The 15,325-nt window shown below is 36.8% G+C and carries 16 protein-coding genes, 1 tRNA gene, 1 other RNA gene and 3 pseudogenes; 6 read left to right on the forward strand and 15 right to left on the reverse strand.

Translation table 11 applies throughout. The features are described from left to right. Nucleotides 1-16 precede the first annotated feature (16 nt). The 8 genes from rplC to H7U01_RS04520 all read right to left on the reverse strand — a co-directional run bounded on the left by rplC (nt 17) and on the right by H7U01_RS04520 (nt 7,392). A complete protein-coding gene (rplC, locus tag H7U01_RS04485; RefSeq protein ID WP_002885755.1) occupies nt 17-643 on the reverse strand; it encodes a 50S ribosomal protein L3 in 627 nt (208 codons plus the stop codon). A gap of 114 nt (nt 644-757) precedes the next feature. Further along, on the reverse strand, nt 758-1,066 hold the full coding sequence (rpsJ, locus tag H7U01_RS04490; protein ID WP_002885653.1) for a 30S ribosomal protein S10: 309 nt from the start codon (nt 1,064-1,066) through the stop codon (nt 758-760). A 243-nt stretch (nt 1,067-1,309) separates the two neighbouring features. Beyond that, the gene (ruvB, locus tag H7U01_RS04495; protein WP_002887068.1) at nt 1,310-2,311 is read right to left on the reverse strand and encodes a Holliday junction branch migration DNA helicase RuvB; all 1,002 of its coding nucleotides are present in this window, start codon (nt 2,309-2,311) and stop codon (nt 1,310-1,312) included. Between the two features lie 80 nt (nt 2,312-2,391). After that, the gene (locus H7U01_RS04500; RefSeq protein ID WP_201041175.1) at nt 2,392-4,215 is read right to left on the reverse strand and encodes an acyltransferase family protein; all 1,824 of its coding nucleotides are present in this window, start codon (nt 4,213-4,215) and stop codon (nt 2,392-2,394) included. After that, nucleotides 4,212-4,622, reverse strand: coding sequence for a membrane protein (locus tag H7U01_RS04505; RefSeq protein ID WP_002885750.1), 411 nt, complete (start codon nt 4,620-4,622; stop codon nt 4,212-4,214). Before H7U01_RS04505 ends, H7U01_RS04500 begins: the two co-directional genes overlap by 4 nt. After that, nucleotides 4,619-5,053 carry a low molecular weight protein-tyrosine-phosphatase gene (locus H7U01_RS04510; RefSeq protein WP_002885857.1) on the reverse strand — a complete coding sequence of 145 codons (435 nt, stop codon included), beginning with the start codon at nt 5,051-5,053 and terminating at the stop codon, nt 4,619-4,621. Before H7U01_RS04510 ends, H7U01_RS04505 begins: the two co-directional genes overlap by 4 nt. Nucleotides 5,054-5,328: 275 nt before the next feature. After that, on the reverse strand, nt 5,329-6,621 hold the full coding sequence (locus H7U01_RS04515) for an adenylosuccinate synthase (protein ID WP_073687834.1): 1,293 nt from the start codon (nt 6,619-6,621) through the stop codon (nt 5,329-5,331). A gap of 264 nt (nt 6,622-6,885) precedes the next feature. Continuing rightward, the gene (locus H7U01_RS04520) at nt 6,886-7,392 is read right to left on the reverse strand and encodes a DNA topology modulation protein (RefSeq protein ID WP_201041176.1); all 507 of its coding nucleotides are present in this window, start codon (nt 7,390-7,392) and stop codon (nt 6,886-6,888) included. 333 nt (nt 7,393-7,725) lie between these two features. On the opposite strand from H7U01_RS04520, the pseudogene H7U01_RS04525 reads away from it, so the two are divergent. Continuing rightward, a pseudogene (locus tag H7U01_RS04525) lies at nt 7,726-8,127 on the forward strand (SDR family oxidoreductase); the annotation flags it as partial. Nucleotides 8,128-8,219: 92 nt separating this feature from the next. Beyond that, nucleotides 8,220-8,390: a DUF4649 family protein gene (locus H7U01_RS04530; protein ID WP_201041177.1), complete on the forward strand. Its 171-nt coding sequence runs from the start codon at nt 8,220-8,222 to the stop codon at nt 8,388-8,390. A gap of 180 nt (nt 8,391-8,570) precedes the next feature. Here the strand turns inward: H7U01_RS04530 and tnpA are convergent, their stop codons facing one another. From tnpA to H7U01_RS04545, 3 genes are all read right to left on the reverse strand, one after another. Next, the gene (gene tnpA / locus H7U01_RS04535; RefSeq protein ID WP_002883780.1) at nt 8,571-9,035 is read right to left on the reverse strand and encodes an IS200/IS605 family transposase; all 465 of its coding nucleotides are present in this window, start codon (nt 9,033-9,035) and stop codon (nt 8,571-8,573) included. A 228-nt stretch (nt 9,036-9,263) separates the two neighbouring features. Then, entirely contained in the window at nt 9,264-10,409 is a 1,146-nt protein-coding gene (locus H7U01_RS04540; RefSeq protein ID WP_201041178.1) for a YcjF family protein, read from the reverse strand. A 29-nt stretch (nt 10,410-10,438) separates the two neighbouring features. Continuing rightward, nucleotides 10,439-10,612 carry a hypothetical protein gene (locus H7U01_RS04545; RefSeq protein WP_201041179.1) on the reverse strand — a complete coding sequence of 58 codons (174 nt, stop codon included), beginning with the start codon at nt 10,610-10,612 and terminating at the stop codon, nt 10,439-10,441. 199 nt (nt 10,613-10,811) lie between these two features. Here H7U01_RS04545 and H7U01_RS04555 point away from each other — a divergent pair. Next, nucleotides 10,812-11,375, forward strand: a pseudogene (locus H7U01_RS04555) (TMEM175 family protein). A 96-nt stretch (nt 11,376-11,471) separates the two neighbouring features. Here the strand turns inward: H7U01_RS04555 and H7U01_RS04560 are convergent. After that, nucleotides 11,472-11,665 (reverse strand): annotated as a pseudogene (locus H7U01_RS04560) (CsbD family protein). 94 nt (nt 11,666-11,759) lie between these two features. Then, complete coding sequence (locus tag H7U01_RS04565; RefSeq protein WP_201041181.1) at nt 11,760-12,281, reverse strand: helix-turn-helix domain-containing protein; 522 nt, start codon at nt 12,279-12,281, stop codon at nt 11,760-11,762. Between the two features lie 369 nt (nt 12,282-12,650). Here H7U01_RS04565 and H7U01_RS04570 point away from each other — a divergent pair, with 369 nt between their 5' ends. The 3 genes from H7U01_RS04570 to H7U01_RS04580 are packed head-to-tail and all read left to right on the forward strand — an operon-like array spanning nt 12,651 to nt 14,968. Then, on the forward strand, nt 12,651-13,628 hold the full coding sequence (locus tag H7U01_RS04570; protein WP_201041207.1) for a replication initiation protein: 978 nt from the start codon (nt 12,651-12,653) through the stop codon (nt 13,626-13,628). A gap of 10 nt (nt 13,629-13,638) precedes the next feature. Beyond that, nucleotides 13,639-13,827: a DUF3173 domain-containing protein gene (locus H7U01_RS04575; protein ID WP_057491696.1), complete on the forward strand. Its 189-nt coding sequence runs from the start codon at nt 13,639-13,641 to the stop codon at nt 13,825-13,827. Between the two features lies 1 nt (nt 13,828). Then, on the forward strand, nt 13,829-14,968 hold the full coding sequence (locus tag H7U01_RS04580; RefSeq protein WP_201041182.1) for a site-specific integrase: 1,140 nt from the start codon (nt 13,829-13,831) through the stop codon (nt 14,966-14,968). A gap of 73 nt (nt 14,969-15,041) precedes the next feature. Here H7U01_RS04580 and H7U01_RS04585 read toward each other — a convergent pair. Then, a tRNA-Lys gene (locus H7U01_RS04585) sits at nt 15,042-15,114 on the reverse strand. Beyond that, nucleotides 15,115-15,310, reverse strand: a non-coding RNA gene (gene ssrS, locus H7U01_RS04590) — 6S RNA. Nucleotides 15,311-15,325: the final 15 nt, after the last annotated feature.

Genomic DNA, 15,325 nt, shown 5'->3' on the forward strand with positions numbered 1-15,325 from the left:
GATTTCTCCTTTCTTATTATTTAGCAGCTTTAACTGCTGATTTGATAGTGATAAGAGATTTCTTAGCACCTGGTACGTTACCTTTGATAAGGATAACGTTTTTCTCTGGGATAACTTGTACAACTTCAAGGTTTTGAATTGTCACACGGTTGCCACCCATACGTCCTGCCAAGTGTTTGTTTTTGAAAACACGGTTAGGCGCAACAGGTCCCATTGAACCTGGACGACGGTGGTAACGAGAACCGTGAGCCATAGGTCCGCGTGATTGACCGTGGCGTTTGATAACACCTTGGAAACCTTTACCTTTTGAAGTACCAGTTACGTCAACAACATCTCCAGCTTCGAATGTGTCAACAGTGATTTCTGATCCAACTTCCAAGCCTTCAATGTTTTTGAATTCACGAATGAAGCGCTTAGGAGCTGTGTTAGCTTTCGCTACGTGGCCTTTGGCAGGTTTGTTGCTCAATACTTCGCGTTTGTCGTCAAAACCAACTTGAACTGCTTCGTAACCGTCTGTTTCAACAGTCTTAACTTGAAGCACAACGTTTGGAGTAGCTTCGATGACAGTAACAGGGATAAATTCACCTGCTTCAGTGAAGATTTGAGTCATTCCCACTTTTTTCCCTAAGATTCCTTTTGTCATGAGAAAATATTTCCTTTACTTTATTGTTTTTTCAAAAAGTTTTTTATGAGCGTTTTTTATGCTCAAAAAAGTTTTTAACGAGCGTTTTTTATGCTCAATGAATCAAGCTTTTAATTAAAGTTTGATTTCTACGTTCACACCACTTGGAAGATCAAGTTTCATCAAAGCGTCAACTGTTTTTTGAGTTGGGTTGATGATGTCGATAAGACGTTTGTGTGTACGCATTTCAAATTGTTCGCGAGAATCTTTATATTTGTGAGTCGCACGAATAATTGTGTAGAGACTACGTTCAGTTGGAAGTGGAACTGGCCCAGCAACTGTCGCACCTGTGCGAGTTGCAGTTTCTACGATTTTTTCAGCCGCTGTATCAAGCGTACGGTGTTCGTAAGCTTTCAAACGGATACGAATTTTTTTGTTTGCCATTTTTTCTCCTCTTTCGTCTATTTAAGATAATAGGCTAGCTCCTCAAGAAAACCAACACGGATTGCGTGGCAGTGCAACCAGGCGTGTCGCAACCTCTTGTATCATAGCTAAGCGCTGTATTTACAGCACCATAATATAATAACAAAAGAACCTACTCATTGCAAGGGATTTTTTAAGTTTTTTTCTTTTTCTTTATTTTATTTTTTGCCTAAACAAAAAAATCCATCTTCGATGGATTTTTTATCAACTTTCTTGAGTGTAGTCGTACCCCATATGTTCATAGGCTTTAACCGTTGCAACACGACCTGTTCGTGTACGCATAATGAATCCTTTTTGAATTAGGTAGGGTTCATACATATCTTCTACCGTTTCTCGCTCTTCTGCAATATTCACCGACAAGGTACCTAGACCAACCGGTCCCCCACCATACATTTCAATCATGGTGCGGAGAATTTTTTGGTCGACATAATCTAGTCCTTCATGGTCCACATCCAACATAGTCAACGCCTTGTCTGCAATCTTATCATCAATGATGCCATCACCCATAATTTGTGCATAGTCTCTCACGCGCTTAAGTAGGCGGTTAGCAATACGAGGCGTCCCACGGCTACGACGTGCTAGCTCTAGAGCAGCTTCAGGTGTTATAGTCATGTCAAAGATTTCTGAAGTACGTTCAATAATTTCCTTCAAATCTGGTAGCTCATAATATTCCATATGACCATTAATCCCAAAGCGAGCCCTCAATGGATTTGACAACATACCTGCTCGAGTAGTTGCACCTACTAATGTGAAAGGTGGTAACTCTAGATGGACACTACGACTTGTTTCGCCTGCACCAATCATGATATCAATGTAGTAATCTTCCATAGCACTATAAAGAACTTCTTCCACTGCCATTGGCATCCGGTGAATCTCATCAATAAATAAGATATCACCTGGCTCCAAGTCATTGAGTATAGCCACTAAATCACCAGCCTTTTCAATTGCTGGCCCAGACGTCTGCTTTAAATTGACGCCCATCTCATTAGCTATCACAAAAGCCATAGTTGTTTTCCCCAAACCTGGAGGACCAAACAAAAGAGTATGATCTAGTGCTTCATCACGAAGTTTAGCTGCCTCTATAAAAATCTTTAATTGGTCTTTAACCTTATCTTGACCAATGTATTCCTTAAAGTACTGAGGACGAAGGGTACGCTCAACATACTCCTCATCTCCTAGTAAATCATTATCTAATATTCTTGCCATAGGCTTATTTTAGCACAAAACAAAAAATGCAGTCAAAATTTGTCCATAAAAAAGAAGACAAGACTTGCCTTCTCTTTTAATTATTTCTTACCACCCTTAACTGGTGCCTTATCAGCTTTCTCTATAGCTTCTTTAATTGTCTTAGTATAGAGTTTAGCGCCACGGTTAATTGAGTCGCTATCAGATCCAAAGTGAACCCCATCTGTACCATTCCAGATAGAGATATTTTCTTTAGCCACTTGATACCAGTCAGCAACTGTCACAAAGTCATATTTCTCAGCCATCTCTAACTCATACTTACGTAACTGAAGCAAAGATTGAGCCTCATTACCAGATTTACTACCATTATACGGTGTCACAAAGATAATATGGTGACCCTTAGGTAAATTCTTGATAATTTTATTAATAACGCCTTTATAGTCGTCAATCTCATTAACACCACCAGCAATGACAACATCCTTAGCAAGAGCATTACTATCCGCGTAATCTTTAAGCAAATCGTTGATTGTTGATAGGTTACGACTGACTACTGCATCTATAGCGACATTATCAATACTTGATTCCAGCTGATCTTTTGATCTAAGAGCTACGGAGTCCCCTAAAATTGTCACTCCCTTATTCACACCAAATGAAGTAGCCTGACTGTTCTCCGCATTTGTACGCGTCAATTTCATCTTAGTTTGAGCTTGCGACAAACCATTAGCTTCTAAATCTTTCTCAAAGTTCCCTACAGCCGGCGCAAAGAGAGAAATAAGCACTGTAATTAAGGTGAGACCACTAAATACATAAAGCACAATATGTCGGTACGGCGTCAAGTCTAGGTCTATTCCAAAGAGACTGGCCTTTCTTCCTGCAATAAATGGCTCTATTATATAGTAGGAAAGTGTCGCAAAAACAATTGACAGAATCGTTGTCAGAATGACTGCAATAATATTATTGGTCAATTGACTAAAGATAATATATAGTGGCCAGTGAAAAAGATAGACACTATAACTGATCTCTGCCAGATAACTAATAAGAGCAGGCTCTGATTTTCCAGGCAATTTCTCATGGAGGACACGGGCAGAGTAAATCATAACAGCCGTGAACAAACTTGCCAAAACAAAACCAAATAGGTAGGTGATGCGTTCCTCAAAATGAAGGACTAAGCCTAACAATACGAGCAAGGCAAAACTCCCTGCCATATAAAGGACTGTCTTTTTCAGAGTCCAAAGACGTATATTTTTCTTGAACCTAGCGGTCGTTTCATACACACCTGAAAGTGTCGCAAAGAGCGAGCCTAGGAAGAATGGATAGGCATGCGTAATTGATGAGAAATATAAGCGAGAAAAACTATCAACAAAGAAAGCACTAATAAACATTGATAAGAAGCTCACCATAAAGCAAGCAAGAGATACCATAAAGACTAGGCCTCTAAATTGATTTTGATGTTTGACACGCTTAGCTAGGAACCAAAGCAAGGCACCCCAAAGAATATAATAGTGAACCTCAATAGCCAGACTCCATGTATGGAGGTAAATATGCTGGTTAAACTGGTTCTCGTAATTTCCTCCAGTCAGAATCTCATAATAGTTAGTTACAAAACCGATAACAGAGGTAATTTGACGTCCAATACCTGCAATAAAATCATTTCGAACCAAGAGTGCCAAAGGGGTACAGATAAGCACCATCAACACAAGTGGTGGTACGATCCGGTAGAAGCGTCGTCGCATAAAACCAAGGTAATCAATGCGATGCGTCCGAGATACCTCATCGATCAAAAGCGCTGTAATCAAATACCCTGAGAAGGTAAAGAAGACATCAACACCGATGAAGCCCCCAGGAAGAACACTTGGGAAGAAATGATAGATCAGAACCAAAAATAGTCCTGTCACACGAATATAAGAAAACCAGTTAATTCTCATCCTTTAAAAATCCCCTGTTTAAATTTCCCTTTGTAGGTAACCTTATTTTCAGTAGTCAATTTTCCTTGGCCATCGGCTTGGCCAGACTTGAACTCACCTTGATAAATCCAACCCTCATGAGATTTGAAGGTTCCTTGACCATTAAAGGAACCATTCTTAAATTCTCCTGTGTAGGTATCACCATTGTCATAGGTCAAAGTTCCTTGACCATTCAAACGGTGGTTCTGCATCTGACCTTTATAGGTAATCTTAGTCCCATCAATCTTGATAGAATGTTGCGTTTTTATAGTCACCAAAAACAAGGACAGGGCACATAAAATAATAACCCCTACTGTGATACGCTCAAATTGATTTCGGTCAATATCAATATTTTTAAAATCAAAATCCTTTAGTTGTTTAAAATTCATTGTCTATCCTTAATCCACTGTAACCAGTCTCGACAACCTGCAGTTACCAATTTATATGTTTCTTCAAAGTCACCTGTGTACCATGGGTCCGGCACTCCACCAGGTCTGAAAAGCTTGATTTTATCGTCATAATGCCCTGCAGATATCTGTAGAAGATCCTCAACATTTGACTCATCCATTCCCACAACTAGATCAAAGAACTCAAAATCAGCCTGACTAATCTGCTGTGAGCCCTTGGAAGAGTCAAAAGAAATAGCATATTTCCTTAAAATCTTTTGGGTACCTTGATGAACTGGATTTCCATGCTCCCATGAAGATGTCGCGCGACTTTCGATATGCAAAGACTTTCCTTGGTCCAGCTCTTTCATCACAAATTCTGCCATTGGGCTACGACAAATATTCCCCAGACAAACAAATACAATCTTCTTCATTATTCACCTCTTGCCCAAAGCTATTAAGAGATATGCTCACTTATTTTCTTTGTCAAAATTACGAACACACTTTTAAATCATGAAAGTAGGTTCTCATTAATTTTCATTTAATCAATCCATATTATACCGAAAAACTAATCAAATAGAAAGGTTTCTTTCCTAATCATATCGAAAAATTAGTAACCTTTTTTAACAGTTGCGACATTCATATTAATCTATAAGTTTAAGGCGTGAGAAAAGAGAACCTAGTTTCCTAGATTCTCCTTTTATTGGCTTTAGATATTTGACCAAACACTTTCAAGAATGTTTGTTTGTTCACGTCCTGGTCCTACAGAGAAAGTAGAGATACGTACACCTACCAATTCACCAACACGACGAACATAATTACGAGCATTTTCAGGAAGCTCATCTAAACTACGGCAACCTGTGATGTCTTCTTCCCAACCTGGCAATTCTTCATAGATTGGTTTACAGCGTTTCAATTGCTCAAGACTAGCTGGGTAGTAATCAATACGCTCACCATCAAGATCATAAGCTACACAAATTTTTACAGTGTCAAGACCTGAGAGAACATCGATACAGTTCAAGCTGAGGTTTGTGATACCTGATACACGACGGCTATGGCGCATCACCACTGAGTCAAACCATCCCACACGACGTGGACGTCCAGTTGTTGTTCCATATTCATGACCAACTTCACGGATACGTTCACCTACTTCATCAGATAACTCAGTTGGGAAAGGACCATCACCAACACGACTCGTATAGGCCTTACATACACCTACGACCTTATTGATTTTAGATGGACCAACACCTGAACCGATTGTAACACCACCCGCAACTGGGTTTGATGACGTTACAAATGGGTAAGTACCTTGGTCAATATCAAGCATAACCCCTTGAGCTCCTTCAAAGAGGACACGTTTGCCTGCATCAAGAACGTCGTTCAAGATAACAGATGTATCTGTGACGTATTGCTTAATTTGTTGTCCGTAAGCGTAGTATTCTTCAAAAATCTCATCGAATGATAATTCTTCAGCCTCATACATCTTACTGAAAAGACGGTTTTTCTCAGCTAAGTTTGTTTTCAAACGATCAGCAAAGATTTCTTTGTCCAAAAGGTCTGCAATACGGATACCTACACGCGCAGCCTTATCCATATAGGCAGGCCCAATACCCTTGTTAGTTGTACCAATCTTATTATCACCTTTAGCAGCTTCTTGCAGTTGATCAAGTTTAATATGGTACGGCAAGATAACGTGCGCACGGTCAGAAATACGAAGGCTCTCTGTTGACACACCTTCGGCATGAAGATATTCCAACTCTTTGACAAGTGATTTAGGATTGACCACTACACCGTTCCCGATAACAGAGATTTTCTCTGGGAAGAAAATACCTGATGGAATCAAGTGCAATTTAAATTTCTTACCATCGATAACAATCGTGTGACCTGCATTGTCTCCACCTTGATAACGTGCGATTACTTCGGCATCTTGACTTAGGAAATCTGTAATTTTCCCTTTACCTTCATCACCCCACTGGGTACCCACAACAACTACTGATGTCATATTATTTTGATAACGGACAGCTCCACCTTTACGAGGCTGTCCCCACCTTTCTTGAAAAACTTCACGGTGGGAATTTCACCCACAAGTTTCGCGTTACAGTTTATTATAGCAGAAAAAAGGCTATTTGTTCAACGTTGAAAGCGCTTCTTACAAAATATTCTGACAGTTATAGCTAAGATTGCAACTCGTTATTTACAATCTCTTTTTTATCCTTACATCTTATATAGAACTACCAGCTATTTTATGACCAAATAATTCTACTAGTTATTTAACCTGCCTCATATAATGATTTAACTGCCTTTGATTCTTTAAAACAGTCGTCTTGTCAGAATAATTTTTAACAACTGTATGATATTGCTCGACATATTTTTTGGAACGTCCGTCTAATAAAATCCATTTCACAAATGCAAAATCAAATTTTTCATTACAGCCTTCTGCCATGCTAGGACGTGTCTTTCCCCTATATGTTAAATAACGCCTAAACGCCCGATAGAGACAATTAACTCTGTTAAAGTTGAAATATACAATACAGTCAGCTTCCCTCATACGTTCTTCATAAAGACAGGCCGAGTAATTCCCTTCAATAATCCAATCACTTTGTAGCATAAATGTTGATATATCGCCAGTCATTTCATCAACTGTTCGCTCTTGCCAATTTGATGTGAAATGAATTTTATCTAAATGAAGTACCTCACAATTGTAGTGTTGACCTAAAAAATTTGCCAAAGTCGACTTTCCAGAACCACTATAGCCAATGATTGCAATTTTCAACTCATGTCTCCTTTTTCAATTCTGTTTCCTGACTAATATCATAACACAAAGCATATATCTTAGAAGGAATTATCATTTGGAACAACTCTCCTTTGGACAAACAAGCACGTAAAGTTCTGTTTAAAGTGAGTTCTTTCTTAGAAAAATAAAAAAGTAAATTTCAACTTATATTAGTCAAAATTCATTGAATTACCAATGATTTAAAGCACATGTTTTTAACAGTAGCCACTATTTAAAATTGAAAAAGGGACAAATTGGGGACAAAACTTAATAACATAATTTCCCTAACATTAGACACTCCCGACTTTGAAGAGTATCTTTAGTAAGTCACCACATTATTTTACTGATAATGAGAGAAAAGGAAACATTATTAACATGTCGTCTGTTCATGAGCAGATTCCATGGCCAGGATTTGCGCATTATGCTGCTTCAAAGGGCGGAGCAAAGCTTTTCACTGAAACGATAGCTATGGAGTACGGAAAACCTAACATACGTGTTAATAATATCGGTCCCGGAGCTATTAACACCCCTATCAATTCCGATAAATTCTTAGATCCACTCCAATACGAAGAAACTGCTAGTATGGTTCCAATGCATCGTATTGGGGAACCTGAGGAAGTCGCTGCAGCTGCTGCATGGTTAGCTTCGGATGAATCAAGCTATGTCACTGGGATTACACTATTTGTTGATGGTGGCATGACACTTTATCCCGCTTTTCAAGATGGTAAAGGGTAATTTGTTTTATCTTTAGATATACCAGTTATTTTCTTTGACAGATATAATCTCTGGTATTAAAATCTTGGAATAAAGAAAGAGAGGTAAAAAATATGATTGAAATTACTTATCTTGATTCTACAAAACAAGAAAGAGTTGTTCGTTTTAACACTTATGATGAATTTGAGCAATCTCAACATGCTTGTTTAATTGGCATATCAGATTATTACCCAGTTCAAAAATTAACCTGTAACGGTCACGATTTAGATTACCGTGGGACTTAAAGTATATTAACTTTTATCTGCATTGCTTCAAATATCAAATCATAACCACCCGTCTAACGGGTGGTTTGATCAAGGGCTATAAGCCCATAATACCAGCCAGCGCCTAAAGACGCTGGCTTTCACTTTGTTCAAGCCTTATTGCTTTTGACTCGTCACAAGCCTCTCAAAGAGGCATTCGCATTACTTACCGTTATCCCTAAAGGGATTTTCATATTCTTTCACGCTTAATTTATCCAAAGCGATATCATGCTTCTCTTGTTCCTGAATATATTTCTTAATTGTGGCTTCATTAAGTCCTACCGTACTTACATAATAACCTTCTGCCCAAAAATGTCTGTTCCCAAATTTATATTTTAAATTGGCGTGTTTATCAAACATCATTAATGCACTTTTACCTTTTAAATATCCCATAAAACTAGCTACACTCATTCGTGGTGGAATACTTACTAACATATGGACATGATCTGGCATTAAGTGGCCTTCTATTATTTCAACGCCTTTATATTGGCATAGTCTATGAAAAATCTCTCCCAGACTACTCCTATATTGATTATAGATTATTTTTCGTCTATACTTAGGTGTAAATACAATGTGGTACTTACACATCCATTTTGTATGTGACAAACTGTGAGCTTTTTGCGCCATAGTCTTAACTCCTTCCGCTTTACAATTGGCTTGAACACCTATATTGTAACTCGTTTGGAGTTTTTTTGTTATGACGGTATAACCTTCGATGCGCACCCGCATAGCGGGTGGTTTATCTGTTTCGCACCTTCGGAGCGAAACGGACTTAAAGTCACATAACGAAAAAAGCTATCACTTATTGTTGTGATAGCTTTTTAAATTTTTAAAAATTAGTTCTTTACAGTTTTGTTATCTTACCTTTTTCTGTCTAGATAATTGCTCTCTAAACATTTTTTGCATCTGTTTCTGCCCATCAGTTGAATTAAGAGACTCTTTGCTTATTTCACCTAGATAAATTTTCTCCATTAGAAGTAAATAGGCTTCTCCTAATGCTGTTGTGACTAACCCTGCTGTCGTTCCAGAAATAACTCCACCTACCCCAGTCCCTACTGCTGGGATAAATTTGAGGATGTTAGAAACGATACTTCTCCCTAGTATAGTTGCTCCTCCAGAACCCAATGTTGATGAAACAAAGGCCGTGAGAAACGATTTATTGATATCCAGTCCGAATATTACCGTAATCGCACTAATCATTGAAATCTGTGTAGGAACTAGTAGGAATGCATCTGCGAAGGGTACTGGCGTGAACCCCTCCCCAAAACTAGCCGCTACTGCTGTTGCTATTGCTGTTCGAGCATGTTTTTTTTTAGCTTCGAGTGAAACTTTCTGAATGTTTTGAAGGGTATCCTGAAGTTCTGATGGTAACACTTCCGCCATTATATCTATCAAAGTATCTAAACCATAGGCTTTGGCAACATATTCTTCATCAAATTCCATGTCTTGGGCTAAAATTGGAACGACTTTAGAAATTTCAAGGTTTTCCTGCTCTACAAGATTTTTCATTTCTAAGGCCTTGTACTTAGGCACAGACTGCGTAAGGACAACAATTATTGGTACCTTTGAATTCTTGTTTTTCTTAGAAAACTCCCTCAGCCACTCTACTTCTGAACTATCAAAAGTACGATTCGCACCTACATTGATACAATACCAAATACAATGAATTGTTTCATTAATATCTTTTGAAGCATATCCATCACTTATTAGCTTTAGTATTTCATCCTTGACACTTTCTTGTTGGTTTGCAGATAATTCAAAACCAGGTGTATCATAAATTGCTAATGGATAATCACTTTTTACAATCTTACGAATTTCTTGAGTTACTGGTCTACCTAGTCCAGTAGCAGCAAAGTCTCCTCTAAATAGGCTATTAATTAAAGTACTCTTTCCTACACCCGATTTGCCTATAACTATAATGTTTAACCGTTTTAGATTATTAATTTTTTCATTGATTTTATCTAGACACTGTTGAGCAATATTATCTGTATCAATTTGCATGCTTTTCTTCCTCTTTTAAACAATCTTGCTTAACGAATATCAGATTCTATCTGATTTTTTCTGTTTCCTATTTCCACTTGTTTTTTATAGACAAAATTAGTTGTTCTTCTCAAAATTGGTGGAATAAGGGCTGCAGATGCCAAAATGACCGCACCACTCCCCAAAACATATGTTACTTTTGAGTGTTTTTGTTTATTTGACATAATAGTACTCCTTAAACTGATATTTTGAGTTAATTATATCATATAGGAAGTTGAAGTAAATTTTTGGAACAGAAAAAACTTTAGTTTAAGATCAAATAGTCCAAATATCCTTTTCGAAATGCAACGCAATTACAAACAAAAAATGCTCGAAAAAATCATTTTGGAGTATAATTTAAGAAATAACACAAGGAGTTTTTTTATGAATAAGGAACGTATATTAGCATTTACGGATGCTGTTGTTGCAATTATTATGACCATCATGGTCTTGGAAATAAAAGCTCCCTAAGAAGCAACTCTTGAAGCTCTAGCTTCCCAATTGCCATATTACTGTGCTTTTTTATTGAGTTCTGTATCCATTTATTTTTCTTGGCTACACCATCATAATTTATTCAATACTGTGAAAAAAGTTTCATTAGGTGTATTTTGGGCGAACGGACTTTGGATCCTTGGAATGGCCTTGATTCCTATGGCTACTTCGTGGCTGAGTAAAAATGTAAATGCTTTTTTACCTGAATTTTTCTATTTCATTGTCTACTGTTTTTGGTCTGTCGCTTATTATGTGTTAGATAATCGTATCTTTGCCTATCAAAATAGAATTGGTAAAACAATGCAACGTGAAGGGATTATTAGACATTTTTGGATTGATTTAGCCTTATTTCTTATTGGGATCATTTTAATTCCTATAATTCCAATTTCTGGGGTAATTCTAACGATTATCCAAATGAGCACCTGGACAATAGTTCCATATATTGTAAAAGCCTGAAATCATTAAAGACTTGATTACTCTAAACTATCTTTTTGATAAATGTAAAAAAGCAGGAGTTTTATTCGATTGAATGAAACTCCTGCTCTTTTATAATTATTTCCCAAAAGAGTTTTTGATATCTTCAACGGCACCATCAATACTACCTTTGACATCCTTCAAGCTATCTTTAGCACTGGCAACTGTTTTCTCAACAACACCTTCAACTTCAGTTTTTTATCGGAAGTGAGTTTTCCAGCACCTTCTTTAACTACACCTTTAGCTTGATTCATTTTTTCTTCGAGACTCATAATAGTTCCTCCTAAATTTTCTTCAATTCTATCAAAATTTGAAACTAATTTCCTAAATATTGCTTTCTGATTTTACAACTAGATAACGTTCCTTTTAGTTTTTATGACTTTTCAACAACTCTTTATTCTCAATTAAAAGTTCTAACGGAGATTTTTCTCTAGCTGGAATAAACCCTGGCTCATATTGATTATGTAATGTTCCTGTAGAAGAAGAGGGATCAATATATAGCTCTGAACCATCTTCCATATAAAGTTGTTTCCCTCGTGTTAGGTAGAGTAAATCTTCTAATAGGTGCTCATTGGTATGTAAGAAACGTTCAATATCTTTTACACCTTTCAAAATTTCACCTATTTTATTCGTGTATTCCTCTGACTCAAGAACACTCTTTTCTAATTCAATTTCCTTACTAGTTCCAAAAAGTTGCGTCGGAGTTGCATTAAAATATTCTGCTATCTTATCTAAATTTGCAAAGGTAGGATAGCTTTTTTGCTTTTCATAGTCAGAAATAGATTGCTTACCAATACCTAGATCATCAGCTAATTGTGTTTGACTTACTCCCTTTTCTGTACGTAGTCGGGCTAAATTAGGTCCAAAGTTTTGTATTATAAAAGGCATATAAAACTCCTCGTCGTGTTTTAAACTTATTTTATCAGCTATAAACTTATAAATCAAGTTTTATCTTGACTATATAATATAAATTTTATAAAATATATTTATAACTTACAAACAAGTTATAAATAGGGAATCTGTTTTTAGAATAGTACATAAGGAACACGTTCCAGAGAGAACTTTGGTTCCTATCATCTATTAGAAAGGTTGAGGCTAGACTTTGTCCAAACAATTTCTAGCGAATCTACAGCTGGCTATTCTAACAGCCAGCAAAAAGGGACACTTAGGACAACGTCCAAAGAACGACGGGACTGGCGAACGTTGATTTGACGGTGTTCCTGAGATCTAAAAACTCTAAAAGAAAGGGGGACAATGTTGATGGTTTCTATACAAGATTTGAGAACCATTCAAGAACAATGTAATTTAAAAGAATTGGTACAAGGGGTAGATGTCAGTATTGATAGATTAACGGTTATCTGGGATACGGAATCTGGATCCCTAAGGCGGATTTTCAAAAATCTGAAACGAGTAATGGCTTCAAAGATTGATTCTTTTGATATCCACGATAATGTACGAGATGACAACTTCTCTTTAGTCAAAGACTTTGATAAAAATGGGTCAATCACCGTTGTGTTCTTTCAGTTAGCAGTTTATGGGAATGAACAACTGATTCGACTTGACTTCAATCCTAATACCTTAAAGGAATTTAATGGAATGACAATATGGAGACAATTAATGTACTTCGCTAGATTGAATTCATTGACGGTACGTTTATCTCGTTTTGATTTAGCTTTTGATATCTTCAACAGACCTGAAATTGTTAATTTACAACATATTAAAGGGGGTGTGACACATAAGATATTCTATGGTCGAGGGGGCGAATTGGAGACGAAATACTGGGGTTCTAGCGGTAGTAATGTACAGGTTAGGTTATATGATAAGAATAAAGAAATCATTGCTCACAGGCGCCAAGAAAAGCTAGATTTAGATGATAAACCGTTTTGGTGGAGATTAGAGTTTCAACTCAGAACGAAAGCGATTGGTGAGGTGATGGTCCAAGATATTATGAATCGACTTAATAATTTCGGATTTTACCAGTTAGATAATATTCGAGTGGACCAAAGAGCTTTTACAATTATCTTTCTCAACAACCCTGAACTATTATCGTTGGCTTTCCCAAATTTAAAATTAGACAGTATCAAAAAGAAAAAAACTAGAGTCCGTAAACTGTTGAGAAAAGAAACTAACCAATTTGCCGAAGAACTAAAAGAAGTATTAATACAGAATCTTCCTAAATTAAATGCAGAGTTGAAACTGTTGGTAGGTGAGTTTCTGTTTTTAGAAGATAAATAGGAGGATGAGAATGCATAACAATTTGATTAGTAATAAAGAATTAATTGAAATGGGCTATCGCCCTCACACAGCAAATGACATTATTCATCAAGCTAGAGAATTACTTGTATCCCGAGGATATACATTTTATAATCGTAAGCGTCTGATGGTTGTTCCCAAGAGTATTGTAAACGAAATTCTAGGAACAGAGGTAGCATAATATGGCAAATATTCGTTATCGAAAGCGTGGCAATAAGGGGTTATGGGCTTACGAAATCCGCCACGCAAGAAAGACTATAGCTTATAACAGTGGTTTTAAGACCAAAAAGTTAGCTGAAACTGAGGCTGAGCCAATCCTTCAAGAACTCCGTTGTGGAAAACGAATTTCGAAAGATATTTCTCTGGCAGAACTTTACCAAGAATGGGTTGAGCTAAAAATATTACCCAGTAACAAATCAGAAGAAACAAAGAAAAAATACCTTCTTCGAAAAAAGACTATTATTAAATTATTTGGAGACAAAAAGGTCACACAAATTCGTGCTAGCGAGTATCAAAGGATTATGAATAGCTATGGAAAGACGGTTAGTCGAAACTTCCTAGGAAGATTAAATACCAGTATCCACCAAAGCATACAAATGGCTGTCGCAGACAAAATCTTAGTAGATGATTTCACTCAACATGTTGAGTTATTTTCATCCAAAAAACAGCAATCAGTCGAGGACAAGTATTTACATGCAGAAAAAGATTATCTTGATCTCATAAGTGCAGTCAAAGAAAAATTTGATTACCAAAGGTCAATCGTTCCTTATATTATCTATTTTCTTCTAAAGACAGGTATGAGATTTGGAGAATTAATTGCCCTAACGTGGGACGAAGTAGACTTTGAGAAAGGATTTTTAAAAACATATAGAAGGTTTAATACACTTTCTCATAAGTTTGTTCCACCCAAAAATAAAACATCTATTCGGATAGTCCCAATAGACGAGGAATGTATAAAAATCTTACAAGTTCTACATACACAACAGGAAAAAGCTAATAAAGAGCTTGGAATAAGAAATCATTCCAAAATGATTTTTCAGCATTTTGGATATATCCATTCAGTTCCTGATATTGCTAGTGTAAACAAAGCTTTAAACGTAATCTTGAATAAACTGGATATCTATCCGATAATCACGACTAAAGGTGCACGCCATACATATGGTAGCTATCTTTGGCATAAAGGATTTGATTTAGGTGTAATTGCGAAGATATTAGGTCATAAAGATATTTCAATGTTAGTAGAAGTATATGGTCATACCTTAGAAGAAAAAATTTATGAGGAATTTAATAACATAAAATATATCTGGAAAGAAACACCTTAAAAAATGTGGGACAAACTTCATTTAAACAAGCAAAAAAGCCTTGTAAACCAAGGCTTTTACTGTTGAAATTAGATGCCCCCTACAGGGCTCGAACCTGTGACCCATGGATTAAGAGTCCACTGCTCTACCAACTGAGCTAAGGAGGCTGGATGCTGTATTGGTACCGATGATCCACGGTTTGTATTGAACCCGCGACGTAAAAAAGCAGGTGGGCGACTCGCTACTAACTTCAGTTGCTTCTGGGTGAGCCAGCCTGCACACTGTTAATAGACCTCTGTCTCCCGATAATACAAAAATTAGTCGGTCAACACTTATATGTGGATTCGTATACCACAGCAATTTCTATGTTTTTATAAT

This window comes from Streptococcus sp. 21.1 (genome assembly GCF_016648635.1).
Taxonomy (GTDB): Bacteria; Bacillota; Bacilli; order Lactobacillales; family Streptococcaceae; genus Streptococcus.

Bases quoted from the DNA above. Each gene is read 5' to 3' on its own strand.
- H7U01_RS04505 (WP_002885750.1), bottom strand. From the start codon at position 4,622: ATGAATTTTAAACAACTAAAGGATTTTGATTTTAAAAATATTGATATT.
- H7U01_RS04500 (WP_201041175.1), bottom strand. From the start codon at position 4,215: ATGAGAATTAACTGGTTTTCTTATATTCGTGTGACAGGACTATTTTTG.
- rplC (WP_002885755.1), bottom strand. From the start codon at position 643: ATGACAAAAGGAATCTTAGGGAAAAAAGTGGGAATGACTCAAATCTTC.
- H7U01_RS04530 (WP_201041177.1), top strand. From the start codon at position 8,220: ATGATTGAAATTACTTATCTTGATTCTACAAAACAAGAAAGAGTTGTT.
- tnpA (WP_002883780.1), bottom strand. From the start codon at position 9,035: ATGGCGCAAAAAGCTCACAGTTTGTCACATACAAAATGGATGTGTAAG.
- ruvB (WP_002887068.1), bottom strand. From the start codon at position 2,311: ATGGCAAGAATATTAGATAATGATTTACTAGGAGATGAGGAGTATGTT.
- H7U01_RS04580 (WP_201041182.1), top strand. From the start codon at position 13,829: ATGGCAAATATTCGTTATCGAAAGCGTGGCAATAAGGGGTTATGGGCT.
- H7U01_RS04575 (WP_057491696.1), top strand. From the start codon at position 13,639: ATGCATAACAATTTGATTAGTAATAAAGAATTAATTGAAATGGGCTAT.
- H7U01_RS04515 (WP_073687834.1), bottom strand. From the start codon at position 6,621: ATGACATCAGTAGTTGTTGTGGGTACCCAGTGGGGTGATGAAGGTAAA.
- rpsJ (WP_002885653.1), bottom strand. From the start codon at position 1,066: ATGGCAAACAAAAAAATTCGTATCCGTTTGAAAGCTTACGAACACCGT.
- H7U01_RS04565 (WP_201041181.1), bottom strand. From the start codon at position 12,281: ATGCCTTTTATAATACAAAACTTTGGACCTAATTTAGCCCGACTACGT.
- H7U01_RS04540 (WP_201041178.1), bottom strand. From the start codon at position 10,409: ATGCAAATTGATACAGATAATATTGCTCAACAGTGTCTAGATAAAATC.
- H7U01_RS04545 (WP_201041179.1), bottom strand. From the start codon at position 10,612: ATGTCAAATAAACAAAAACACTCAAAAGTAACATATGTTTTGGGGAGT.
- H7U01_RS04510 (WP_002885857.1), bottom strand. From the start codon at position 5,053: ATGAAGAAGATTGTATTTGTTTGTCTGGGGAATATTTGTCGTAGCCCA.